The sequence below is a fragment of the Nocardioides sp. zg-1228 genome (genome assembly GCF_017086465.1).
Taxonomy (GTDB): Bacteria; Actinomycetota; Actinomycetes; order Propionibacteriales; family Nocardioidaceae; genus Nocardioides.
The window spans coordinates 2,781,184-2,805,908 of sequence record NZ_CP070961.1 but is presented as its reverse complement, the minus strand read 5'-3'; the positions used below and the strand labels follow the sequence as shown (position 1 = coordinate 2,805,908).

General features: G+C 72.6%; 20 protein-coding genes. 15 read left to right on the top strand and 5 right to left on the bottom strand.

The annotated features are described in order from the left end of the window. Positions 1-107: 107 nt before the first annotated feature. The 4 genes from JX575_RS13470 to JX575_RS13455 all read right to left on the bottom strand — a co-directional run bounded on the left by JX575_RS13470 (position 108) and on the right by JX575_RS13455 (position 5,981). Positions 108-1,250, bottom strand: a complete 1,143-nt coding sequence (locus JX575_RS13470) for a DUF58 domain-containing protein (protein WP_186340780.1) — start codon at positions 1,248-1,250, stop codon at positions 108-110. 10 nt (positions 1,251-1,260) lie between these two features. Further along, positions 1,261-2,250 carry a MoxR family ATPase gene (locus JX575_RS13465; RefSeq protein ID WP_186340781.1) on the bottom strand — a complete coding sequence of 330 codons (990 nt, stop codon included), beginning with the start codon at positions 2,248-2,250 and terminating at the stop codon, positions 1,261-1,263. Between the two features lie 66 nt (positions 2,251-2,316). Further along, on the bottom strand, positions 2,317-5,013 hold the full coding sequence (locus JX575_RS13460; protein WP_186340782.1) for a fibronectin type III domain-containing protein: 2,697 nt from the start codon (positions 5,011-5,013) through the stop codon (positions 2,317-2,319). A gap of 116 nt (positions 5,014-5,129) precedes the next feature. Next, positions 5,130-5,981 (bottom strand): hypothetical protein, encoded by an 852-nt coding sequence (locus JX575_RS13455; protein ID WP_186340783.1) that lies wholly within the window; start codon positions 5,979-5,981, stop codon positions 5,130-5,132. Between the two features lie 165 nt (positions 5,982-6,146). Here JX575_RS13455 and JX575_RS13450 point away from each other — a divergent pair, with 165 nt between their 5' ends. The 3 genes from JX575_RS13450 (at position 6,147) to clpX (ending at position 8,784) form a co-directional block, all read left to right on the top strand. Continuing rightward, on the top strand, positions 6,147-6,734 hold the full coding sequence (locus JX575_RS13450) for an ATP-dependent Clp protease proteolytic subunit (RefSeq protein ID WP_277395326.1): 588 nt from the start codon (positions 6,147-6,149) through the stop codon (positions 6,732-6,734). Positions 6,735-6,739: 5 nt separating this feature from the next. Next, complete coding sequence (locus JX575_RS13445) at positions 6,740-7,348, top strand: ATP-dependent Clp protease proteolytic subunit (RefSeq protein ID WP_186340784.1); 609 nt, start codon at positions 6,740-6,742, stop codon at positions 7,346-7,348. 155 nt (positions 7,349-7,503) lie between these two features. Then, entirely contained in the window at positions 7,504-8,784 is a 1,281-nt protein-coding gene (gene clpX / locus JX575_RS13440) for an ATP-dependent Clp protease ATP-binding subunit ClpX (protein ID WP_186340785.1), read from the top strand. A 252-nt stretch (positions 8,785-9,036) separates the two neighbouring features. Here the strand turns inward: clpX and valS are convergent, their stop codons facing one another. Continuing rightward, positions 9,037-11,670: a valine--tRNA ligase gene (valS, locus tag JX575_RS13435; RefSeq protein ID WP_186340786.1), complete on the bottom strand. Its 2,634-nt coding sequence runs from the start codon at positions 11,668-11,670 to the stop codon at positions 9,037-9,039. A 76-nt stretch (positions 11,671-11,746) separates the two neighbouring features. On the opposite strand from valS, the gene JX575_RS13430 reads away from it, so the two are divergent. The 12 genes from JX575_RS13430 (at position 11,747) to JX575_RS13375 (ending at position 24,716) form a co-directional block, all read left to right on the top strand. Next, the gene (locus tag JX575_RS13430; RefSeq protein ID WP_186340787.1) at positions 11,747-12,700 is read left to right on the top strand and encodes a GNAT family N-acetyltransferase; all 954 of its coding nucleotides are present in this window, start codon (positions 11,747-11,749) and stop codon (positions 12,698-12,700) included. Positions 12,701-12,712: 12 nt separating this feature from the next. Beyond that, positions 12,713-14,080 carry a folylpolyglutamate synthase/dihydrofolate synthase family protein gene (locus JX575_RS13425; protein ID WP_186340788.1) on the top strand — a complete coding sequence of 456 codons (1,368 nt, stop codon included), beginning with the start codon at positions 12,713-12,715 and terminating at the stop codon, positions 14,078-14,080. Beyond that, entirely contained in the window at positions 14,077-14,475 is a 399-nt protein-coding gene (locus JX575_RS13420) for a DUF4233 domain-containing protein (RefSeq protein WP_241005155.1), read from the top strand. The genes JX575_RS13425 and JX575_RS13420 overlap by 4 nt, the downstream gene beginning before the upstream one ends. A gap of 22 nt (positions 14,476-14,497) precedes the next feature. Continuing rightward, complete coding sequence (ndk, locus tag JX575_RS13415) at positions 14,498-14,929, top strand: nucleoside-diphosphate kinase (RefSeq protein ID WP_186340789.1); 432 nt, start codon at positions 14,498-14,500, stop codon at positions 14,927-14,929. Between the two features lie 303 nt (positions 14,930-15,232). Next, positions 15,233-16,261, top strand: coding sequence for a rod shape-determining protein (locus JX575_RS13410; RefSeq protein WP_186340790.1), 1,029 nt, complete (start codon positions 15,233-15,235; stop codon positions 16,259-16,261). Continuing rightward, positions 16,261-17,199 (top strand): rod shape-determining protein MreC, encoded by a 939-nt coding sequence (mreC, locus tag JX575_RS13405; protein WP_186340791.1) that lies wholly within the window; start codon positions 16,261-16,263, stop codon positions 17,197-17,199. The genes JX575_RS13410 and mreC overlap by 1 nt, the downstream gene beginning before the upstream one ends. After that, on the top strand, positions 17,196-17,708 hold the full coding sequence (gene mreD / locus JX575_RS13400) for a rod shape-determining protein MreD (protein WP_186340792.1): 513 nt from the start codon (positions 17,196-17,198) through the stop codon (positions 17,706-17,708). Before mreC ends, mreD begins: the two co-directional genes overlap by 4 nt. Continuing rightward, entirely contained in the window at positions 17,705-19,837 is a 2,133-nt protein-coding gene (mrdA, locus tag JX575_RS13395) for a penicillin-binding protein 2 (RefSeq protein WP_186340793.1), read from the top strand. The genes mreD and mrdA overlap by 4 nt, the downstream gene beginning before the upstream one ends. Positions 19,838-19,841: 4 nt before the next feature. Next, entirely contained in the window at positions 19,842-21,026 is a 1,185-nt protein-coding gene (rodA, locus tag JX575_RS13390; RefSeq protein WP_186340794.1) for a rod shape-determining protein RodA, read from the top strand. 144 nt (positions 21,027-21,170) lie between these two features. Continuing rightward, complete coding sequence (locus JX575_RS13385; protein WP_186340795.1) at positions 21,171-23,144, top strand: TIGR03960 family B12-binding radical SAM protein; 1,974 nt, start codon at positions 21,171-21,173, stop codon at positions 23,142-23,144. A 19-nt stretch (positions 23,145-23,163) separates the two neighbouring features. After that, entirely contained in the window at positions 23,164-24,012 is an 849-nt protein-coding gene (locus JX575_RS13380) for a hypothetical protein (protein WP_241005154.1), read from the top strand. Continuing rightward, complete coding sequence (locus JX575_RS13375) at positions 24,009-24,716, top strand: hypothetical protein (RefSeq protein ID WP_186340797.1); 708 nt, start codon at positions 24,009-24,011, stop codon at positions 24,714-24,716. Before JX575_RS13380 ends, JX575_RS13375 begins: the two co-directional genes overlap by 4 nt. Positions 24,717-24,725 lie beyond the last annotated feature (9 nt).

Below are 24,725 nucleotides of genomic sequence, written 5' to 3'. Positions count from 1 at the left end.
CGCCCACGCAGCCGGCCGGAGTCCCGGGGAGGCAGGGGTCGTCGCGGTCGGCGCCGCGGCATCGGGGGAGGGTGGAGGCGCGTGCGGAGCAGGTGGGGCGAGGGTCGTCACGGAGTCCGCCCGTCCCACAGCCGCGCCAGCGCCCGCGAGCCGGGAGCGCGGAGCACGGTCGCGCCGCCGAGCACGCCCGAGGGTGTCGCGGGCTGCGGGTCGACCACGCACAGCGTGGCGTCGAGGGCGCCACCGACGGCGAGCGCCAGCACGCCGAGGTCGGCGGCGCTCCCGGTCACCACCGCCGCGACGTCGAGCCCGCGGTGGTGCACGTGCTGCAGCCCGCGGTCGGGGCCGGCGTCGATCTCCGCGAGCAGGAGCTCCAGCTCGTGGGCCTCCCGTGGGACCTGCCGGGTGGTCGATCCGGGCACCGTGACGTCGTGGCGCCCGCTCGACGTGGCGAACCACAGCGGGTCGCCGCTCTCGACCGCGACCCGGCACAGGGCGGCGGCGAGCTCGAGGGCCTCCTCGAAGTCGTCCTCCCCGGCGTAGCTCTCCTGCCGGTCGTCGAGCAGGACGCAGACGTGGGGCTGGGCCGGGTCGGCGTCCTCACGGACCATCAGCGTCCCCGTGCGCGCGCTGGTGGCCCAGTGCAGCCGACGCAGGTCGTCGCCGACGGCGTACTCGTGCAGGCCGACCAGGTCGGTGCCGCCGAGCTCGAGGCTGTCGCCGCCGCCGACGGCCGCACGTCGGTGGCCGGCAGGCAGCGAGCCCAGCGGGATCCGGCGCGGCAGCACGCGCAGCCGGACCACGTCGCCGGCGTCGGTGGTGGTCGCTGCCAGGCCGAAGAGCGAGACCCGCCGTAGCCGGAGCGGGCCGACGTCGACCACCCCGCGGCGGTTGGTCGCGATGTCGTAGGTCGTCTCGGCGCCACGAGGGTCGACCTCGACCGGGGCCGTCAGCCGGCCGTCGACACTGTCCTGCGCGAGCGTGCGCACCAGGGCGGCGCGCCTGCCCGCCAGGCGCAGGTGGCCCGAGCAGGGGTCCTGCCGGACGACCACGAGCGGGTCGACGGTGCGGTGCACGACCACGTCGGGGCGGCGGAGCACGGCGACCACCTCGACGACCACCAGCACGACCAGGAACGCGCCGAGCGCGGCGACCACGGGATAGCGGAGCAGGGCTCCGCTCGCGGCCAGCAGCAGGCCGGTGCCGAGCATCCACCTGCCCCGGGGCGCGGTGGCACGCCACGGCGTCATCGCGGCAGCCTCACACCCGGTCCGGCTGGGGAGGGGCGACCCGCTCGAGGGCCTGGTGCACGACCCCGGTCGACGTGTGGCCCTCCAGGAGCGCTTCGCGGGTGAGCACCGTGCGGTGGGCCAGGACGGGCTCGGCGAGGCGGCGTACGTCGTCGGGGATCGCGTAGTGGCGACCGCGCGAGGCGGCGTGGGCCTGCACGGCGCGCACGAGGGAGCGCAGCCCGCGCGTGCTCGCGCCCAGGCGGACGCGCCGGTCGTCGCGGATCGCGACCCCGACCTCGCGCGCGTAGGTGAGGATCGGGTCGGCGACGTGCAGCCGCTCGACGACGGCGGAGAGTCGGGCCATCTCGGTGGGGTCGCTGACGGTGGGCACGTCGTCGATGCGGCCGGCGGTGCTGCCGGGGCGCAGCACGTCGAGCTCGTGCTCGAGGTCGGGGAAGCCCAGGCTGGTGCGCACCATGAACCGGTCGAGCTGTGCCTCCGGCAACCGGTAGGTGCCGTCGAGGTCGATGGGGTTCTGCGTGGCGACGACCGTGAACGGCTCGGGCACGGGGTGTGCGGTGCCGTCGACGCTGACGGTGTGCTCCTCCATCACCTCGAGGAGGGCCGACTGGGTCTTGGCGGCCGCCCGGTTGATCTCGTCGGCGAGCACGACGTTGGCGAAGACGGGTCCGGGGCGGAACCGCACCTGGCCGTCGCGCGGGTCGAACACGCTGGTGCCGGTCACGTCGCTGGGCAGCAGGTCGGGGGTGAACTGGACCCGGTGCATCTCCCCGCCCAGCGCCTTCGCCAGCGCCCTCGCCAGCGTGGTCTTGCCCGTGCCGGGCAGGTCCTCGACGAGCACGTGGCCGCGCGCGAAGGTCGCCACCAGCACGAGGTCGATCACGCCGCGCTTGCCGCGCACGGCGACCTCGACCGCGTCGCCGAGGCGCTGGTGCACCCGGCGGAACTCGACGACCTCCTGCTCGGTGGTGGCGGGGCTCGAGGCGAGGGTGGTCACGGGCTGGCTCCTGGGGTCGGGGAGGGGTCGAGAGTGGCGTCGAGACGTCGGGAAGCGGTCGGCGGCTCAGGGGATGTCGCAGCCCTCGCAGAGGGTGGGCTGCCTGGTCTGCCAGGAGTAGCGGGCACTCAGCACGCTCCCCGAGCTGTTGGTGGCCCGGAACTGCACGGAGTGCGATCGCACGCCCGAGTTGGGCTGCCAGATGTAGGTGCCGTCGTGCTGGATCACCAGCGAGGTCGCGCCGCAGCTGATGGGCGACCAGCCGGACCCGTCGTCGTAGGCGCACGTCCCGCCGAAGCCCGCCCAGTCCGCGGGCGCGAGCTGCAGCTGGGAGGTGCCCATGCCCTCGAGGTTGAGGTCGCCCCCCGACTGGCCCGTGACGTGCTGGCGCCCGCCTCCCGGCAAGGGCTCGACCGGGATGCTCCCGGAGTCACTGGCGCCGGCGGAGGCCTGGGGGCCGGCGCCCTCGCCGTTGATCGCGATGACCGAGGCGGTGCCGTTGCCGCCGGGGGAGCAGGAGGCGTCCCGGGTGCGGTCGCAGCTGCTGACCAGGGTGTGCGAGCGCGCCGAGGCGCCCAGCGTGACGGTCTCCGACCTCGTGCCGGTGGACACGGTCACCCGGTAGCCGGTGATGGGCGAGCCGTTGTCCGGAGCGGGGTCCCAGCGGAGGGTGACGGCGTAGGTCGGCCCCTGCCAGCTGCCGCCGTAGACGCCGGTGGCGGCGACGCCGGGCGCCTGGCCGGGCACGCCGGCGGGGGTCACGGCGTTGGACGCGGCGGAGGCGCTCGAGTCGCTGCCGAGGAAGGCCGTGACCCGGAACGCGACCTGCTGGCCCGCCGGGACCGTGACGACCGCCTGGCGCTGGTCGCCGCCGACCCGCCCGACCTGGCTGCCCCCGGTGGTGGTGAGGACGAACTCGTCGGGCACGTCGCCGGTGTAGTCCCAGCCGAGCTGGACCTGGGTGCCCGAGACGACCGAGGCCCGGACCGAGGTGGGGGTGCCGAGGACGGGGTCGGGCTGCGTGGTCACCGTGTTGGACACCGTCGAGGTGGCCGTCCGGCCGCCGAGCCGGGCGGTCACGACGAGGGCGACGCTCGCGCCGGGGGTGACGTCCACGACCGCGCGGCGGCTGGTGCCGCCGACCGTCGCCAGGGTCGGGCCGCCGGGCTGGGCCACCACGAAGTCGTCCGGAGTCTCCCCGCTGTAGGACCAGTCGACCTGCACCTGCGTGCTGCCGAGCACCGTGGCCCTCACGTCGGTGGGCGTGCTCGGCGTCACGGTGGGCGTGGTGGTCGGGGTGGCAGTGGGGGTGGAGGTGGGGGTGGAAGTGGGGGTGGTCGTGGGAGTGGCGGTCGGGGTGGGGGTGGGCGAGATCGTCGCGACCGGGTCGTCGTCCTCGTCCTCGTCGTCGCGACCGCCTCCGCCGCCGTTGTTGTCGCTCCCGCGGGGGCCCTGGTCGCCGTTGCGGCCCGGGTCGCGCCCGCCCCGGGTCGCCTGGGACCCGGACTCGCCCGACTGCTCGTCGCGCGTCTCCTCCGTCTGGTCCTCGGTCTCAGGCTGCGTCTCGGGGATGGCGATCTCCTGCGGGTCGGTGACGGCGTCGCCGCCGCTCCCGCGGGAGAACTCCGAGAGGGAGCCGTCGGCCCCCACCGAGATCCCGGTGCGCGCACCGGGCACGTTGATCAGGAGCGTGTCGTCGTCGAGGACGAGCTCGGGGTCCTTGCCGCGGGGCGTGAGGATGGGCGGCCCGGCCATCTCGCCCGTGGGGTCGAGCTGGAGGACCTTCGCCCGGCCGGCGCAGGGCACGTAGACGCGTCCCGCGAACACCTCGGGGCGTCCGGGGGAGTCGCAGCCGGAGGCGGCCACGGCCACCTCGGCCAGCCGGCCCGCGGCGAGGATGACGACGGTCGAGGAGTCCGGAGCCGCGGCGGCCGTCAGCTCGCTCGGCGTGCGCAGTGGCGCGAGCAGCTCGCCGCTCAGCGCGGAGGTGGGCGTACGCACCTCGCGCTCGGTGGCGACCTGCTGCATCAGGCCGGGCTCGGCGTCGGTGACGGTGACACCTCGCTCGTGCGCCACGACCACGGCGTCCCCCCGGACGTCGAGCTGGTGGGTGTCCTGCTCGAGGAACTCCGCCGACGTCGCGGACCACCTCAGCGCGGTGAGCCGGCCCGTGCGGTCGAGGGACCACACCGTCCCCTGCCCGTCGACGGCCACGTCGGACAGGCCCCGCCGCTCGACCCACACCCGGCCGATCTCGTCGGTGGTGATGGGGTCGATCGCCGCGAGGCTGTGGGCCGTGCGGTCGACGAGGAAGACGGTCGTGCCGTCGCTCAGGGTCTCCGCGGAGCCGTCGCCGGGCACGCTCCGGCGACCGGACTGCTCCAGCGTGGTGACGTCGATGGTCGAGAGCACGCCGTCGGTGTTGTCGATGACGTAGAGGAAGCCGGCGTACTGGGCGAGGGTCAGGTCGTTGCCGGCCGCGGCGACCGAGCGCCGCACCTCGGCGCGCCCGAGGGCGGGGTTGACCTGGATGACGTCGCCGCTCGGGTCGTCGGCCAGCCAGGTGAGTCCGTCGGCGAGCTCGACCGCGGTGCGGGAGAGGCCGTTGCCGAACAGCACCCCGGCGACGAGCGAGGCCACGACCAGGACGACGGAGAGCTCGGCCGCGCCCTTCGACTGGCGCTTCGACGCGAGCCTGCGCAGCCGCGCGGTGCGGGGCGCGTCGGTGCCCCCGGCGTGCGTCGTCGCCCGACCTGCCCCCATGGATCCCCCTCGTCGCGGTGCGCGGCAAGTCTCACAGAACCGGACCGCACGGCACCACCGTTCGCGCGGCGGAACGTTCCGTCCCGTCCGCCGCTCGGTTCCGCTCCAGGCGGGGCTCAGCCCGGGTGCGGGGCTCCCGCGACGCGCTCGCGGGCGGCCGCCTCGACGCCCGCGAGGTCGTCGACGGTGACCAGGCGGACCTCGGCCGTACGCCGACCCACGGCGAAGCGCACGTTGCTGGCACGCCCGCTGCTGGCCCGGAACGGGTCGTCGCGGACGCTGAAGGCCAGGGACGAGATCGCCTTGATCGCGTCGTCGACCCGCTGGGAGCGCTCGAGGTTCCAGGCGTAGCCGTGCCACCGCAGGACGCGCTCGTAGATCTCGCGGTTGGTCGGGGGACGCGGGTAGTCGTCGGTGCCGACCAGCCAGGGCTCGGCGAGCGCGAGGGCGACGTACCACTCACGGGAGTGCCGGACCAGCCCCGGCGACGGGGCGGTGGCCGAGGAGTCGCGCTCGACGCCGCTGTCGGCGACGGCGGGCCGGGGCGCCGCCTCCTCCCCGGGGGTCGTCACCTCCACGACGATCGTCAGGTCGTCGTAGACCTCGGGGTCGAGCTCGCGCCCGCGCATCACGACGAGGTGGTTCTCCCCCTCGTCGAGCAGCAGCGACATGCCCTCGACGAGCGTCACCCGTCGTGCCCCGCCCGGGGCGTCGAACAGGCTCGCCACCTGGGTCTCGCCCGCGCCGTGCCAGCGCAGCCGGGCGATCTCCTCGCCGATCTCGAGCTCGCCCAGCAGGCGCGACACGTGCGGGGCGCAGTGCGGGAGCGCGAGGACGGTGACGTCGAGGGCCCTGTCGGGCTCCTCGGTGCGCAGCGCCTGGTGGGGCGCGCGACCGAAGAGCAGCCGTTCGCCGCTGCCGAGCGTGGCGGTGGGCAGGTCTGCCCCCCGAAGCGTGACCCGCAACATGGGCCCGAGTAGACCACACGCGCAGGCCCCGCGAGGCGCTTCGATCCGCTGTGGGCGAACAAGGGCCGGTCCCGCGTGGAAGTGTCCGTCCTTCCGGCTAGTGTCGCCAGCGTGAACCAGAACTCCAGCCCAGCCCTCTCGCCCGAGATGAACGGTGCCGGTGGGATGTATGGCCTCGACGACCACATCTACCAGCGCCTCCTCCGTGAGCGCATCGTCTTCCTCGGCTCGGAGGTGCGCGACCAGAACGCCAACGCGATCTGCGCCCAGCTCCTGCTGCTGTCCGCGGAGGACCCGGAGGCCGACATCTTCCTCCACATCAACAGCCCCGGCGGCTCGGTCGACGCCGGCATGGCCATCTACGACACGATGAACTACATCCCCAACGACGTGGCGACCGTCGGCATGGGGCTCGCGGCCTCGATGGGCCAGTTCCTGCTGTGCGCCGGCACCAAGGGCAAGCGCTACGCCCTGCCCCACGCCCGCATCATGATGCACCAGCCCTCCTCGGGCATGGGTGGCTCCGCCTCCGACATCAAGATCCAGGCCCAGCAGTCGCTGCACATCAAGAAGGTGCTGCTCGACCTGATCGCCGAGCACACGGGCCAGAGCGTCGAGCAGGTGGTCGCCGACGCCGACCGTGACCGGTGGTTCACCGCCGACCAGGCCGTCGAGTACGGCCTCGTCGACCAGGTCATCACCAGTGCCCGCGAAGCCGCCGACGAGGGCCGCCCGGCCCGGACCAAGGACTGACAGCCATGAACTACTACATCCCGCAGTGGGAAGAGCGCACGTCCTACGGCTTCCGCCGCATCGACCCCTACGCCAAGCTCTTCGAGGAGCGCATCATCTACCTCGGGACGCCGATCAGCGACGACGTCGCCAACGCGGTCATCGCCCAGCTCATGTGCCTGGAGACGATGAACCCCGACACCGACATCAGCATCTACATCAACAGCCCCGGCGGCTCGTTCACCGCGCTCACCGCGATCTACGACACGATGCGCTTCATCAAGCCCGACGTGCAGACGGTGTGCCTGGGCCAGGCGGCCTCGGCGGCCGCGATCCTGCTCGGCGCCGGAGCCAAGGGCAAGCGGATGGCGCTGCCCAACAGCCGGATCCTGATCCACCAGCCCTACACCGAGGGCACGTTCGGCCAGACCTCCGACATCGAGATCCAGGCCAACGAGATCCTGCGGATGCGCGAGCTCCTCGAGCGGATGATCGCCGACTCCAGCGGCAAGGACATCGACCAGGTCAGCCGCGACATCGAGCGCGACAAGATCCTGACGGCCGAGCAGGCCGTCGAGTACGGCCTCATCGACGCCGTCATCGAGTCCCGCAAGGGTGCCCCGGCCCTCACCTGAGGGTGAGCCGAGGCTGGTGGCGAGGCTCGAAATCATGGTCGTCGACATCCCGTGTCCGGCCCCCGACGGGGGCCGGCTCGGGGTACCGTCGTACGGCCTGTTGCAAGGTGTGAGGAGCCGGAACCCCCATCCGGCACGACTGGAGGACACGACTCGTGGCACGAATCGGTGACGGCGGCGACCTGCTCAAGTGCAACTTCTGCGGAAAGAGCCAGAAGCAGGTCAAGAAGCTCATCGCTGGCCCCAACGTCTACATCTGCGATGAGTGCATCGAGCTGTGCAACGAGATCATCGAGGAGGAGCTCGCCGAGGGCGCCGAGGTCAGCCTCGAGGAGCTGCCCAAGCCGCGCGAGATCTTCGAGTTCCTCAACTCCTACGTCATCGGCCAGGAGCACGCGAAGAAGTCCCTCGCCGTCGCGGTCTACAACCACTACAAGCGTGTCCAGTCCGGCCTGCAGCCCGTCAGCGGCAAGGCCAAGGAGGACGCCGTCGAGGTGGCCAAGTCCAACATCCTGGTGATCGGCCCCACCGGCTGCGGCAAGACCTACCTGGCCCAGACGCTCGCGCGGATGCTCAACGTCCCCTTCGCGATCGCCGACGCGACCGCGCTGACCGAGGCCGGCTACGTCGGCGAGGACGTCGAGAACATCCTCCTCAAGCTCATCCAGGCCGCCGACTACGACGTCAAGAAGGCCGAGACGGGCATCATCTACATCGACGAGATCGACAAGGTGGCCCGCAAGGCGGAGAACCCCTCGATCACCCGCGACGTCTCCGGCGAGGGCGTCCAGCAGGCGCTGCTCAAGATGCTCGAGGGCACCACCGCGTCGGTCCCCCCGCAGGGCGGGCGCAAGCACCCGCACCAGGAGTTCATCCAGATCGACACCACCAACATCCTCTTCATCGTGGGTGGTGCCTTCGCCGGTCTCGAGCAGATCATCGAGCAGCGCGTGGGCAAGAAGTCCCTCGGCTTCACCGCCGACGTGCGCGGCGCCGCCGAGCGCGAGGCCGACGACCTGCTCGCCCAGGTCCGCCCCGAGGACCTCACCAAGTTCGGCCTGATCCCGGAGTTCATCGGCCGCCTGCCGCTGATCGCCAGCGTGAGCAAGCTCGACCGCGAGGCGCTCGTCCAGATCCTCACCGAGCCGCGCAACGCGCTCGTCAAGCAGTACCAGAAGCTGTTCGACCTCGACGGCGTCGAGCTCGAGTTCACCGACGAGGCGATCGACTCGATCGCCGAGGCCGCGCTCGAGCGCGGCACCGGTGCCCGCGGGCTCCGGGCCATCATCGAGGAGGTGCTCCTCTACGTGATGTACGACGTCCCGTCGCGCGGCGACGTCGCCAAGGTGATCGTCACCCGTGAGGTCGTCGAGGACGGCGTCGAGCCCACCCTGGTCCTGCGCGAGGCCGAGGGCCGCAAGAAGAAGTCCGCCTGACCCTGGCTCGGGCTCTGGCCCGGGTCGGCAACCGCCGGTCCGGCCCCGGTGCATCGCCACCGCCGCGCTGACGGTTCATCAAGGTATGTCGCTCAACCCGCACTCCCCACGATCAGCTCACCATGGGAAGTGCGGGTTGGCCTGCATACCGTGATGAACCCGCGGCCCGACGCCCGCGGCCCGACGCCCGGGGCGGCCCCGGGCGACGGGCCGCGGGTGCCCCCAGGGCGTACGAGCCGGCGGTAGTCCGCGTCAGTCCTCGGTGGGCGCGAGCTCGGCGGCGGTGACCCGCAGCTCGGCGCTCGACTCGTCGGTGACGAAGTCGAGGTCGCCGACGATCGTGCCGACGGCACGGAGGTCGTCCTGCGCCTGCTGGGCGGCCTCGAGCAGCGCCGCCGGACCGGTGATCTCCACACGGGAGAGCGGCGCCCGCATCTTGGCCTTGGCCTGCGACTTGGCGCCCCGGATGCCAGTGAGCGCGGCGGCCACCGCATCGAGGACGGTGGGCGGGGCCGCGGCCGCGGCGCCGAGGTCGGCCGCGGTGGGCCAGGCGGCGTGGTGGATCGAGCCGTCCTGCCACCACGACCAGACCTCCTCGGTGACGTAGGGCAGGAAGGGCGCGAGCAGCCGCAGCTGGACGTGCAGCGCGATGGCCAGCGTGGCCCGCGCCGAGTCGGTGCCGGTGCCGCCCTCGACGTCGTAGGCGCGCTCCTTGACCAGCTCGAGGTAGTCGTCGCAGAACTCCCAGAAGAACTTCTCGGTGACCTCGAGCGCCGTGGTGTAGTCGTAGGCGTCGAAGGCCTCCGTCGCCCTGCGGACGACGGTCTCGAGGCGTCCGAGCAGGGCGCAGTCGACCGGTGCGCTGACCGCGCTGGGAGCCAGCTCGGTCGCGCCGACATTGCCGAGGACGAACTTGGAGGCGTTGAGCACCTTCATCGCCAGGCGGCGCCCGACCTTCATCTGCGACTCGTCGAAGGGCGAGTCGGCGCCGGGGCGGCCGATGGCCGCGCGCCAGCGGACGGCGTCGGCGCCGTACTTGTCGAGGATGTCGGTCGGGACGACCACGTTGCCCTTGGACTTCGACATCTTCTTGCGGTCGGGGTCGACGATGAAGCCGGAGATCATCGCGTGCGTCCACGGCGCGACCTGGTGCTCGTAGTCGGAGCGGACGACGCGCGAGAACAGCCAGGTGCGGATGATGTCGTGCGCGTGGGTGGCGAGGTCGTAGGGGAACACCCGCGAGAACAGGTCGTCGTCGACGCCCCACATGCCCGCGATCTGCGGGGTCAGGGACGACGTCGCCCAGGTGTCCATCACGTCGGGGTCGCCGATGAAGCCGCGCGGCTTGCCCCGCTGGTCCTCGGTGTAGCCCTCGGGGGCCTCCGTCGAGGGGTCGACGGGGAGCCGGTCCTCGCTCGGCAGGAGCGGGTGGTCGTGGTCGGGCTCGCCGTCGGCGTCGAGGGGGTACCAGACGGGGAACGGGATCCCGAAGAAGCGCTGGCGCGAGATGAGCCAGTCACCGTTGAGGCCGCCGACCCAGTTGTCGTAGCGGTGCTTCATGTGCGCGGGGATCCAGGTGATCTCCTCGCCGCGGGCGAGCATCTCCTTGCGCAGCGCGGCGTCGCGTCCGCCGTTCTTGATGTACCACTGGCGGGTGGCGACGATCTCGAGCGGCTTGTCGCCCTTCTCGAAGAAGTTGGCCATGCGCTGCGTGGGCTGCGGCTCACCGTCGAGGTCGCCGGACTCGCGGAGCAGGGCGACCATCGCCTCGCGGGCGCTGAAGGTCGTCTTGCCGGCCAGCTCGGCGTACGCCGTCGCGGCGGGCTCGGCAGCGAGCCACTCCGGCGTCTCCCGGAGGAGCCGGCCGTCGCGGCCGACGACCGTGCGGACCGGCAGGTCGAGCTCGCGCCACCACGTCACGTCGGTGAGGTCGCCGAAGGTGCAGCACATCGCGATGCCGGCGCCCTTGTCGGGCTCGGCCGCGGGGTGGGGCAGGACCGGGATCTCCACGCCGAAGACCGGCGAGGTGACCGTGGTGCCGAAGAGCCCCTGGTAGCGCTCGTCGTCGGGGTGCGCGATCAGCGCGACCACGCTGGGGATCAGCTCCGGCCGGGTGGTCTCGATGTGGATCGGCGAGCCGTCGGGGCGGTGGAAGGCGACGCGGTGGTAGGCACCGGGGTAGTCGCGGGCCTCGAGCTCGGCCTGCGCGACCGCCGTCTGGAAGGTGACGTCCCAGAGCGTGGGCGCCTCGGACAGGTAGGCCTCGCCGCGGGCGTAGTTGCGCAGGAACGCGCGCTGGCTGACGGTGCGCGAGTGGTCGCCGATGGTCGTGTAGGTCGGGTTCCACTGGACCGACAGGCCGAGCTGGCGCCAGAGCGCCTCGAACGCCTTCTCGTCCTCGACCACGAGCTGCTCGCACAGCTCGATGAAGTTGGGCCGGCTGATCGGCACCTGCTTCTTGGGGTCGGGCCTCTCCGGCGGCGTGAAGTCGGGGTCGTAGGGCAGGGCGGGGTCGCAGCGCACGCCGTAGTAGTTCTGGACGCGGCGCTCGGTCGGCAGGCCGTTGTCGTCCCAGCCGATGGGGTAGAAGACGGCCTTGCCCTGCATGCGCTGGTAGCGCGCGATCAGGTCGGGGTGGCTGTAGGAGTAGACGTGCCCGACGTGCAGCGAGCCGCTGACGGTCGGCGGGGGAGTGTCGATCGAGTAGACGTTCTCGCGGGGCTGCGTGCGGTCGAACGCGTAGGTGTCGTTCTCGGCCCACACCCGAGACCACTTGTCCTCCAGGCCCTCCAGCGCCGGCCGCTCGGGTACGACGACGGCACGCGGGTCGGTGCTCGATGTCGTCGGACCGGCCTCCGGGGCCTGGGTGCTGGGGTTCTCAGTCATGCTCCGATTCTATTGACGGGCCTCCAGCCGACGAAAACGAGTATCGACGCAGGCGGCGACGGCCTACCGTGCGGCCATGGATCCCGACGTCACGCTGGAGTTCTTCGCCACCCCGCAGCCGTTCCTCGACGCGGCCGGCGGGCTGCTCGCCGCCGAGCCGGTGCTGGGCAGCGTGATCGCCAGCGTGAGCGAGCGGACGGCCCGCGAGCTGGCCGCCGGCCACGACTCCTGGGCCGAGGTGGGGGCGACGTTCGAGCGCTGGTGGGTCGTGGTGCGCGACGCCTCCGGGGCGGTGGTCAGCGCGGCGATGCGCACGGCTCCGTTCGCGCCCCACCCGACGTTCTCGATGCCGATGGACGACGGCGCCGCCACGGCGCTGGCCACGGCGCTGCACGCGCGCGGGGAGCTCCTCGGCGGCGCCAACGGCGCGCTGCCCGGGGCGGCGGTGCTGGCGCGGGTGAGCGCCGAGCTGACCGGGGGAGAGGTGGTGGCCGACAAGGGGACGCGGCTGTGGGAGGCCACGTCCGTCGAGGCCCCGCCCGCGCCCGACGGTCGGCTGCGGCTCGCGACCGAGGACGACGCCGAGCTCGTGCTCGCGTGGTTCAGGGCGTTCCACGAGGAGGCCGACGAGCAGGCCGGGCGCGAGCCCGACCCGGACTCCGGTGAGCACAACACGCTCGACAGCGTCCTGGTCAGGATCCGCGAGGGCGTCGAGTGGCTGTGGGAGCTCCCCGACGGGACGGTCGCCCACCTCACCGGCGCCGGCCTGCCGTCGTACGGCGTCTCGCGGATCGGCCCCGTCTACACGCCCAAGGAGCACCGGGGTCGCGGCATCGCGTCGTACGTCGTCGGCGAGCTGACCCGGCGCGGGCTCGAGGCGGGCCACCGGATGTGCCTGTTCACCGACCGGGCCAACCCGACCTCCAACAAGATCTACGCCGCGCTGGGCTACGAGCCGACGGTCGACATGGCGGAGCACGTCGTCGGGCTCCCCGGCCACGAGTCGTCGTCCGGGCAGCGGGGTCAATAGACTCGCGGGGAGATGACAGACCCCCACGACGCCGCCGACGCACCGCGCCTCGCCCAGACCTACGCCGAGGTCGAGGACGCGCTGCTCTCCCGCTGGCCCGAGACCCGGCTCGAGCCCAGCCTCGACCGCATCGCGGCCTTCACCGAGCTCCTCGGCGAGCCGCAGCGCTCCTTCCGCACGATCCACCTCACCGGCACCAACGGCAAGACCAGCACCAGCCGGATGATCGAGACCCTGCTGCGCGCGCTCGACCTGCGCACCGGCCGGTTCACCTCTCCCCACCTCGAGCGGATGAGCGAGCGGATCAGCATCGACGGCGAGCCGCTCGACGACGAGGCGTTCGTGCGCGCGTTCAACGACGTGGCGCCCTACACCCACCTCGTCGACGCCGAGCAGGACCACCCGCTGAGCTTCTTCGAGACGATCGTCGGCATGGCCTACGCCGCCTTCGCCGACGCCCCCGTCGACGTGGCCGTCGTCGAGGTCGGCATGGGCGGCGGCTGGGACGCCACCAACGTGGTCGACGCCGACGTGGCCGTGGTGCTGCCGATCGCGGTCGACCACGCGAGGTACCTCGGCGACGACCCCGCCACCATCGCCGTCGAGAAGGCCGGGATCATCAAGCCCGGCTCCATCGCCGTCCTGGCCGAGCAGACGCCCGAGGTCGCCGCCGTGCTGCTCGAGCGCGCGGCCGAGGTCGGGGCGACCGTCGCCCGCGAGGGCATGGAGTTCGGCGTCGTCTCGCGCACCCCCGCCGTCGGCGGCCAGGTGCTCACGCTCAAGGGCCTGCGCGCGCAGTACGACGACGTGTTCCTGCCGCTCTACGGCGCGCACCAGGCCCAGAACGCCGCCGTCGCGCTCGCCGCCGTCGAGGCGTTCGGCACGGGCGCCCTCGACGACGAGGTCGTGCGCGCCGCGTTCGCCGAGGTCACCTCCCCGGGGCGGCTGGAGATCATCCGCCGCAGCCCCACGATCGTGCTCGACGCCGCGCACAACCCGCACGGGGCCGAGGCCGTGGCCGAGGCGCTCGAGGACTCCTTCTCCTTCAGCCCGCTGGTCGGGGTGCTGGGCGTGATGGAGGACAAGGACCACGAGGGACTCCTGTCCGCCTTCGAGCCGCACCTGGCCTACCTGGTCTGCACGCAGAACTCCTCGCGGCGCTCGATGTCGGCCGCCGCCCTGGGCCGCGCGGCGGTCGAGGTGTTCGGCGAGGACCGCGTCAGCGTCGTGCCCGACCTGGCCGAGGCGATCGACCGCGCCGCGACGCTCGCGGAGGCGGGCGAGGCCATCGACGTCTCGATCGGGTCCGGCGCCGTGCTCGTCACCGGCTCCGTCGTCACCGTGGGCGAGGCCCGCGCGCTGCTGAAGGGGCGCCGATGAGCGAGAACACTCCCGAGCAGGTGCCGGCCAACACCGAGCGCTCGCCGCGGCGCGGCATGGCCGCGGCCGTGCTGAGCCTGGAGGCGATCACCCTCGGTCTGAGCACTCCCGTGATGATCACCATCGCCGGCGTCCCGACCGGCACCGCGCTGACGGTGGGGCTCGGCCTGGCGCTCGTGTGCCTGCTGCTGGCCGGGATGCTGCGCGCCGAGTGGGCCTACCTCGCCGGCTACGCCGTGCAGGTGGCCGCCATCGCGCTGGGCTTCGTCGTCCCGGTGATGTTCGCCCTCGGGGCGATCTTCGCCGCGCTCTGGACGGCGGCCGACCTCCTCGGGCGCAAGATCGAGCGGGAGCGCGCCGCCGCGTGGGCGGCGTACCGCGCGGAGCAGGGCTGAGGCTCCTCGCTAGGCTGCCCGCATGACCGACGTCCAGCGCTCCCTCGTCCTCGTCAAGCCCGACGGCGTACGCCGCGGCCTCTCGGGCGAGGTGCTGCGCCGGATCGAGGCCAAGGGCTACACCCTCGCCGCCGCCGAGCTGCGCTCCGCGACGCCCGAGCTCCTCGCCGAGCACTACGCCGAGCACGAGGGCAAGCCGTTCTACGCCCCGCTCGTGGAGTTCATGCTGTCCGGCCCCGTGCTCGCCGTCGTGATCGAGGGCGAGCGCTGCATCGAGGGCTTCCGCTCCCTCGCCGGCGCGACCGACCCCACCGTCGCCGCCCCCGGCACCATCCGCGGCGACCTCGGCCGCGACTGGGGCCTCGCCGTCCAGCAGAACCTCGTCCACGGCTCGGACTCCGAGGAGTCGGCCGCCCGCGAGATCGGCATCTGGTTCCCCGCCCTCGCCCGCTGAGCGGGCGTTCTGGCTGAGCCTTTCTTCGTTTGTCGGAGTCCCCGCTCGAGCGGGGACTTCGTCACTTGGAGGGGGTTGCAACGGCCTCGAAGTGTCGGACTCGCTCACCAAGTGTGGCGTGACGTCAACCCGCTGGCCCGGGCGTACAAGCGCGCCCCGGGTGCGTACGTCGCGGCCGGACTTGCGCCGCCCCGCGCGTGTCCTCCCCAGAACACCGGGCCGCGCTCCTTAGCCTGAGTGCGGGTCGGCTGCAGCGGTCGTCCCCACTTCCCGGTACGACCGACCTGCAAGGGCAGCAGCGGCATGGCAAACAGCTTCATCGGTCGAGACATGGCCGTCGACCTCGGCACCGCCAACACGCTGGTCTATGTCCGCGGCCGGGGCGTGGTGCTCGACGAGCCGTCCGTCGTGGCGATGAACACCGCCACCGGGGAGGTCCTCGCCGTCGGCCACGAGGCCAAGCGGATGATCGGGCGCACCCCCGACAGCATCGCGGCGATCCGTCCGCTCAAGGACGGTGTGATCGCCGACTTCGAGGCGACCGAGCAGATGCTGCGCTACTTCATCCACCAGGTCCACCGCCGCCGCTACTTCGCCAAGCCGCGGATGGTCATCTGCGTGCCGAGCGGCATCACCGCGGTCGAGCAGCGCGCGGTCAAGGAGGCCGGCTACCAGGCCGGCGCCCGCCGGGTCTACATCGTCGAGGAGCCGATGGCGGCCGCGATCGGCGCCGGGCTGCCGGTGCACGAGGCCACCGGCAACATGGTCGTCGATGTGGGCGGCGGCACGACCGAGGTGGCGGTGATCAGCCTCGGTGGCATCGTGACCAGCCTGTCGGTGCGCACCGCGGGCGACGACCTCGACCAGGCGATCATCGCGTGGATGAAGAAGGAGTACTCCCTCATGCTGGGGGAGCGCACCGCCGAGGAGATGAAGATGACCCTCGGGTCGGCCTTCCCGCTCCCGAGCGAGCCCGACGCCGAGGTCCGCGGGCGCGACATGGTCTCCGGGCTGCCGCGCACGGTCGTGGTCTCCAGCTCCGAGCTGCGCCAGGCCCTCGAGGAGCCGCTCCACAACATCATCGACGCCGTCCGCACCACCCTCGACCAGACGCCTCCCGAGCTCGCCGGCGACATCATGGACCGCGGCATCGTCCTCACCGGGGGCGGCGCGATGCTGCGCGGCCTCGACGAGCGGCTGCGTCACGAGACCGGCATGCCCGTCCATGTCGCGGAGGACCCGCTGTCCTCGGTGGCCCTCGGCGCCGGCAGGTGCGTGGAGGAGTTCGAGGCGCTCCAGCAGGTCCTGGTGTCCGACCCGAGGCGCTTCTGATGGGCGCCCTCGGGGGGCACGAGGTGCGCGAGCGTCGCTGGACCGGCCTCGACAAGCTCGAGTCGCGCAACCGCACGCCCCGGTCGCTGCTCGTGGCGCTGGTCCTGGCCAGCGTCACCCTGATCACCCTCGACGTCTCCGGCGGCGCCGACTCTCCCGTCGAGCCGGCGCGGCGCGTGGTGGGCGAGGCGTTCGGGCCCGCCGAGGCGGGCGCTGCGGCCGCCGTACGCCCCTTCACCGCCGTGCCCGCGTGGTTCCGCAGCAAGGGCGACCTCACCGACCGGGTGCGCGACCTCGAGGCCAGCAACGCCGAGCTGCGCGGCCGCGTGGAGCTCGCCGGCTTCGACCGCAACCGCCTCGAGCAGTACGACGGCCTCACCACCGCCGCGACCGACCTCGGGTCCGCCCTCGTGCCGGCCCGCGTGGTCGCGATGGGCCCGCGCCAGTCCCAGAGCTTCACCGTCACCATCGACGCCGGCTCCGAGTCGGGCGTCGGTCCCGACATGACGGTCGTCAACAACGACGGACTCGTCGGCCGGGTGCTGCGGGTCACGCGGAGCACCGCGACCGTGCTGCTGGTCATCGACCCCGACTCCACCGTCGGCGGTCGGGTCGGCTCGAGCATGGAGATCGGGTTCGTCACCGGCAGCGGCTCGCTCGACCAGAAGGCCGGGCTCGACCTGCGCCTCGTCGACGACGCCTCCGTGCCCGCCCGCCACGACACCGTCGTGACCTGGGGCAGCTCCACCGGCCCCTACGCGCCGGGCGTGCCGATCGGCACGATCACCGAGGTCTACAGCTCGCTGCGCGAGGCCTCCCAGCGGGCGGTCGTGAAGCCGTTCGTCGACTTCTCGGCCCTCGACGTGGTCGGGGTGATGGTGCCCAGCGGCTCACGGAGCGACCGGGCCGTCATCGAGGCCGACGGGAGCCTGCGATGAGCCGCCTGCGCTGGGTCGTCGCCCTGGCGGCCGTCGTCGTCGCCCTCGTCGTCCAGGTCACGCTCTTCCCGCACGTCGCCTGGCACGGCATCGTGCCCAACCTGTGCCTGCTGGTCGTCGTGGCCGCCGCGCTGACCGTCGAGGCGCCGTTCGCCCTCGTCCTCGGCTTCGTCGCGGGGCTGACGCTCGACCTCGCGCCGCCCGCCGACCACGTCGCCGGACGCTGGGCGCTCGCCCTCACGATCGCGGCGTTCCTCGCCGCCCGGGTGCGCCAGGACCAGAAGCCCACCGCCCTCGCCGTGATCGGCACCGTCGCCGCCGCGTCCTTCGTGGCCACCTCGCTGTTCGCGCTGTCCGGCGTCATCCTCCAGGACCCCGCCATGTCGGTCGTGGGGCTCCTCGAGGTCGTCCTGGTCGCCGTCGTGTGGGACGTGCTGCTCACGCCGTTCGTGCTCCCGCCGCTGATGAGGCTCTTCGGCCGGCTGAGCCCGCAGTGGGCGGCGTCGTGACCGCTGCCGGGTCCGGGGCCGCGAAGAGCCGGCTCCGCCTCGTCGTGGTGCAGGCGCTGGTGTTCTCGCTCTTCGCCACCCTGTTCGTCCGCCTCTACTACCTCCAGGTCATCGGCGGCGAGTCCTACCAGGCGCAGGCGGCCGACCAATCGGTGCGCGACATCGTCGTCCAGCCCCAGCGTGGGCTCATCGTCGACAGCCAGGGCCGTCCGCTCGTGGCCAACCGCACCTCCTGGGTGATCTCGCTCGACCGCACGGTGCTCGGCAAGCTCGGCGACAAGCAGCGCACCGAGCTGGTGCGCCGTGTCGCGGTCGTCGTCGACGCGACCCCCGAGGACGTCGAGGCGCGCCTCGTCACCTGCGGCGACCCCGGCAGCGTCCGCGACGTCTGCTGGAACGGCTCGCCCTACCAGCCCGTGCCGGTCGCCGTCGACGTGCCCAAGGACGTCGCGCTGCGGGTGCTCGAGCAGTCCGAGGACTATCCCGGCGTCCTCGCCGAGCAGCAGAGCGTCCGCTCCTACCCGCGCCCCTTCGGCATCAACCTCGCCCACGTGCTCGGCTACCTGAGCCCGGTGACCGAGGACGAGTACGACCTCGCCGCCGAGCGCGACGACCGGTCCCTCAACGGCGCCTCGGTCGTGGGCCGCGCCGGCGTGGAGAAGCAGTACGACGAGTGGCTGCGGGGCCTGCCCGGCTACCGCCGCGTGGCCGTCGACTCGATGGGCCGGGTGCTGGGCGACGACTCCCTGGTCGAGAGCACCCCGGGCGACACGCTCGTCACCTCCATCGACGCGAAGGTGCAGTCGGTCGTGGAGCGCCAGCTCGCCCAGCGCATCGCCTTCCAGCGCACCCAGGTCGACACGGTGACCGGGCGCCGGTTCGCCGCCGACTCCGGGGCTGCCGTGGTGCTCGACGCGAAGACCGGCCGGGTGATCGCGATGGCGAGCCAGCCGACGTACGACCCCGACGTGTGGACCGGCGGCATCAGCGAGGCGCAGCTCACCCGGCTCTACTCGGAGAAGGCCGGCACACCGCTGCTCTCCCGCGCCACCCAGGGCCAGTTCGCGCCCGGGTCGACATGGAAGCCGTTCATGACCGCCGGCGCGCTCACCCACGGCTACTCCATGGACACCACGCTGCCGTGCACGTCGGGGTTGCAGGTCGGCAACCGCGTGTTCAAGAACTACGAGTCGGGCGCCTACGGCAACATCGGCTTCGCCAAGGCGCTCGAGGTCTCCTGCAACACCTTCTTCTACCGCATCGGCTACGACTTCTGGCAGCGCCTCGGCAGCGACCCGGCCGACATCGACGCGGAGGACCCGCTGGTCGAGGAGGCGAAGGAGTTCGGGTTCGGCTCGCGCACCGGCATCGACCTGCCGGGCGAGGCGCCCGGGCGCATCGCCGACCGGCACTGGAAGCAGGCCTACTACGAGTCGCAGAAGGACTACTACTGCGAGCTGAGCGACAAGCCGCAGACCGCCGACACGAGCGACTTCGTCTACCGGTTCGCCCGCGAGTTCTGCCTCGAGGGCAACCTCTACCGCGCCGGCGACGCCGTCAACTTCTCCATCGGCCAGGGCGACACGATCGTCACGCCGCTGCAGCTCGCCCGCGGCTATGCCGCGCTGAGCAACGGCGGCACGCTCTGGGCGCCCACCGTGGCCAAGGCCATCGTGAGCCCCGAGGGCAAGGTGCTGCGCCGCATCGCACCGCGCAGGATCGGCCGGGTCGACGTGCCGAGGAAGTACCTCGACTACATCGACGGCGCGCTGGAGAACGTCTCCCGGGTCGGCACCATGGCCTGGAAGCTCGGCGGCTTCCCGATCGACGAGGTGACCATCCGCGCCAAGACCGGCTCCGCCGAGGTCTACGGCAAGCAGTCGACGGGGTGGGTGGCGTCCTACTCCGAGGACTACGTCGTGGTGATGATGATCAGCCAGGGCGGCACCGGCTCCGGCTCCACCGGTGACGGCATCCGCGCCATCTGGGAGGCGCTCTACGGCATCGAGGGCGAGGCCGTACGCCCGGCGCGGGCGGCGATCCCCGGCACGGTCCCGCCCGCCCGGCTGCCGCAGTTCCTGGAGGACGGATCGATCATGCCGCCGGTCCCCGAGAAGGCACGGAAGTGATGCGATGACCGTCCTGTCGACCCGTCCCGCCACCCGACCGGGACAGCGTCCCCTGCGCGGGTCGAGCCTGCGCGCCCCCGGCCTCGACTGGTCCCTGATGCTCGCTGCCGGGCTGCTGGTGGTCCTCGGCACCCTGCTCGTGTGGTCCGCCACCTCGACGCGGACCGACCTGACCGGCGGTGACCCCAACGCCTACCTGCGCAAGCAGCTGGTCAACGTCGCCATCGGCCTGGTGCTGATGGTCTCGGTGATCGCCACCGACCACCGGTGGGTGCGCATCCTCGCGCCGCTGGCCTACCTCGCGAGCGTCGGCGGGCTGGTGATGGTGCTCGTGGCCGGCAGCACGATCAACGGTTCCCGGTCGTGGATCCAGCTCGGCGGCATGTCCATCCAGCCCGCCGAGTTCGCCAAGCTGGCGGTGGTGGTGGGCATGGCGCTGGTGGTGGCCGAGCGCACCGAACGCCGGTGGGGCAGGGGCGTGGGCAGCCTGGAGGTCGTCGCGATGCTCGCCATCGCCGCCGTCCCGGCCGCGCTCATCCTGCTGCAGCCCGACCTGGGCACCATGCTCGTGCTGGCCGCGACCGTCTTCGGCGTGCTGGCGGTCGCGGGAGCCGGCCGGCTGTGGCTGGCCGGGCTCACCCTCGGCGGGGTGGTCGGCGCGGTCGCGGCGGTGTCGTTGGGGGTGCTGAAGCCCTACCAGGTCGACCGCTTCCTCGCCTTCACCGATCCCGGCCTCGACCCGCGCGGGGCCGGCTACAACACCGAGCAGGCGCGCATCGCGGTGGGCAACGGCGGCCTGTTCGGCCAGGGGCTCTTCGACGGCTCGCAGACGCGCTCCGGCTTCGTGCCCGAGCAGCACACCGACTTCATCTTCACCGTCGCCGGTGAGGAGCTCGGCCTCGTGGGTGCCGGGCTGCTGATCCTGCTGGTCGCCGTCGTCATCTGGCGCGCCCTCGCGATCTCCGCGCGCGCCGACGACCTCTTCGGCCGGGTCGCGGCGGCCGGCATCGCCTGCTGGTGGGGCTTCCAGGCCTTCCAGAACATCGGCATGTGCCTGGGCATCATGCCGGTCACCGGCGTGCCGCTGCCGTTCGTGTCCTACGGCGGCAGCTCGCTCTTCGCCGGCATGCTGGCCCTCGGCCTGCTCCAGAACATCCACCTCCGCTCGGCCGGACCCGTCCGCCGCTGAGCAGGTCGCTGAGCAGGCCGCTGAGCAGGCCGCTGAGTAGGCCGTGCCACCTGGCGCGACGTAGTCTTGGTGGTCGGCCGCGGGTCGTGTGTCGTGCCCCGCCCCGTCCTCCCTTTCCCCGAGCTCAGTCGAGGTGTTCGCAGCATGTCCGTCGCGTCGGTCTTCCCGCGCCTGGAGGCCAGGCTTCCCTCGGTGCAGAAGCCCATCCAGTACGTCGGCGGCGAGCTCAACTCCGTCGTCAAGGACTGGGACTGCGCGGACGCCTCGGAGTCCGGCGGACCCACCGTGCGGTGGGCGCTGATGTATCCCGACGCCTACGAGGTCGGCCTGCCCAACCAGGGCGTGCAGATCCTCTACGAGGTGCTCAACGAGCGCGACTGGATCCTCGCCGAGCGCACCTACTCGGTGTGGCCCGACATGGAGCGGGTGATGCGCGAGGGTGACGAGCACGGCCCGATCCCGCAGTTCACCGTCGACAGCCACCGCCCGGTCGGCGCGTTCGACCTCTTCGGCCTGAGCTTCTCGACCGAGCTCGGCTACACCAACATGCTCAACGCGCTCGACCTGGCCGGCATCCCGATCCACGCCGCCGACCGCGGCGAGGACGCCCCGATCGTCATCGCCGGCGGGCACGCCGCCTTCAACCCCGAGCCGATCGCCGACTTCGTCGACGCCGCCGTGCTCGGTGACGGCGAGGAGGTCGTGCTGGCGATCTCCGAGGTCGTCCGCGAGTGGAAGGCGCAGGGGCGTCCCGGCGGACGCGAGGAGCTGCTGCGCCGCCTGGCCGTCACCGGCAACATCTACGTGCCGCGCTTCTACGACGTGGCCTACGGCGCCGACGGCGCGATCGAGGCCGTCGTGCCCAACCGCCCCGGCATCCCGTTCCGGGTCCGCAAGCACACGCTGATGGACCTGGACCAGTGGCCCTACCCGGCCAACCCGCTGGTGCCGCTCGCCGAGACCGTCCACGAGCGGTTCTCCGTCGAGATCTTCCGCGGCTGCACGCGCGGGTGCCGCTTCTGCCAGGCCGGCATGATCACCCGCCCGGTGCGCGAGCGCTCGATCAAGACCATCGGCGACATGGTCGAGAACGGCATCCGCAAGACCGGCTTCGAGGAGGTCGGCCTGCTGTCGCTGTCAAGCGCCGACCACACCGAGATCGGCGACGTGGCCAAGGGCCTCGCCGACCGCTACGAGGGCTCCAACGTCTCCCTGTCCCTGCCGAGCACGCGCGTCGACGCGTTCAACATCACCCTGGCCAACGAGTTCTCCCGCAACGGCCGGCGCTCCGGCCTGACGTTCGCCCCCGAGGGCGGCTCGGAGCGGATGCGCAAGGTCATCAACAAGATGGTCAGCGAGGACGACCTGATCCGCACCGTCGCCGCGGCCTACTCCCACGGCTGGCGCCAGGTGAAGCTCTACTTCATGTGCGGCCTGCCGCAGGAGACCGACGAGGACGTGCTCGCCATCGCCGACCTCGCCAAGCGCGTCATCAAGACCGGTCGCGAGGTCTCCGGGCGCAACGACATCCGCTGCACGGTCTCCATCGGCGGCTTCGTGCCCAAGCCGCACACGCCGTTCCAGTGGGCCGCCCAGCTCGACCACGTGGCGACCGACGAGCGGCTGCGGCTGCTGCGCGAGGTCGTGCGCGAGGACAAGAAGTACGCCCGGGCCATCGGCTTCCGCTACCACGACGGCAAGCCCGGCATCGTCGAGGGCCTGCTCTCGCGCGGCGACCGGCGCGTCGGGCGGGTCATCGAGGAGGTGTGGCGCGACGGCGGCCGCTTCGACGGCTGGAGCGAGCACTTCTCCTACGACCGCTGGATGGCGTCGGCCGAGAAGGCGCTGGCCGGCACGGGCGTCGACGTCGACTGGTACACCACCCGCGAGCGCGACTACGACGAGGTGCTGCCCTGGGAGCACCTCGACTCCGGCCTCGACAAGGACTGGCTCTGGAGCGACTGGGAGGACGCGCTCGCGGCCGCCGACGGCGCCGACATCGAGGTCGAGGACTGCCGCTGGACGCCCTGCTACGACTGCGGCGTGTGCCCCGAGATGGGCACCGAGATCCAGGTCGGCCCGACGGGACAGACGCTCCTGCCGCTCAGCGTGGTCTGAGACTGGCATGATCCGGCGCGTGCCCCACGCGTCGCAGCTGCTCGACCTCGGGTCCCGGAGGCTCTGGCGGCTCACCGGGCGCCGGGTCGACCTCCAGGGCGCCGAGCGCTGGCTGGACGCGCCCGTGAGCGCGTCGCCGCGGGTCGGCGAGGAGTGGGCGGCGGCCGAGGCCGCCCGGCACGGGGGCGTGACGGGCGAGCCCGGCCCGCACGCCGGGTTGCTGCCGTCGATGGCGGTGCTCGACGGCCCCGGCTTCGACGCCGCGCGGCTCCGCCCCGAGGTCCGCGACTTCTACGAGTGCACGACGCAGTGGCACATGGAGGTCTGGACGGGCTGGTCGCCGCTCTTCTGGCCAGCCGGCGAGGTCGTCTCTCGGCTGTGGGGCCGGCGGGTCGAGCAGCTCGCCCTGCCGATGCGCCCCCTCGAGGTCGCCCGCGGCATGGACAGCCGCATCACCCCGATCCTCGACCGGCAGGGCGAGCAGGTCGCGGCCGCTTGGACGCGCACCCTGCGCGGCAGCGGGAGGCCGGTGTTCAGCGGCGCCTACTCGGCTCGGACCCTTCCGGGCGCCGACCGCGCGAGCGTCCACGTCGCGTTCCCGCTCGAGTCGGGCAACGTCCAGGTGTTCCTGCGCCCCGAGGTCACCACCGACGGCGGGCTCCTGCTGTCCTCGCAGTCCGGCCGGTTCGGCGACGACGGCGCCTACATCGTGGTCGCCGACCGGAAGGTCCACGCCGCCCGGGTGCCCCTGCACGAGTCCTTCCATGTCCACGTCGACCCCGACGGGGTGCTGCGCACCGACCACGAGCTGCGGCTGGGTCGCGCGTCGGCCGTCCGGCTGCACTACAAGCTGGAGCGCCGCCCGTGACCCTGCACTCCTTCCACCTCGCCGAGGTGCCGCACCGGGTCGGTGCGCGGGCGCTGCTCCGGCCTCCCGGCGCCACGACGCCTGGCCTCGACCACGTCGAGTGCCTGTCCCTGATGCGCCTCGGTGCGCCCGTGGTGTCCCCCGAACGCCTTCAGCTGAGCCGGCTCGCGGTCTTCGCGCAGTGGCGCGACGAGGCCTCCCTCGACCGCTTCCTCGAGCGCGACCCGCTCGGGCGCGAGCTCGCCCACGGATGGCACGTCCGCCTGGAGTTCCTGCGCCGGTGGTCGAGCATCGCGGCCCTCCCCGACCTCCCCGTCCGCGCCGGGCGATGGGACCGCGACGAGCCCGTCGTGGCCGTGACGCTCGCCCGGATGCGGCTGCCCGAGCTGCCACGCTTCCTGCACAGCGGGCGGCCCGTCGAGCGCCTCGTCCGCGACCACCCGGCCACCACCCTGGCGGTGGCCGCACTGCGTCCGCCGCGCACGATCTCCACGTTCTCCGTCTGGCGCACGGTGCACGAGATGGAGGAGATGGTCCACGGGCGCTCCGCGGTGCCCGAGCCGGCGCGGCACGCGGCGGCCATGGCCGAGCGCGAGCGTCGCGACTTCCACCACGAGTTCGCGACCTACCGCTTCCGCCCGCTCTCCGAGCACGGCGCGTGGCAGGGCCGCACGGGCATCGTCCCCCGACCAGCGGCTCGCTAGAGTGCGGCG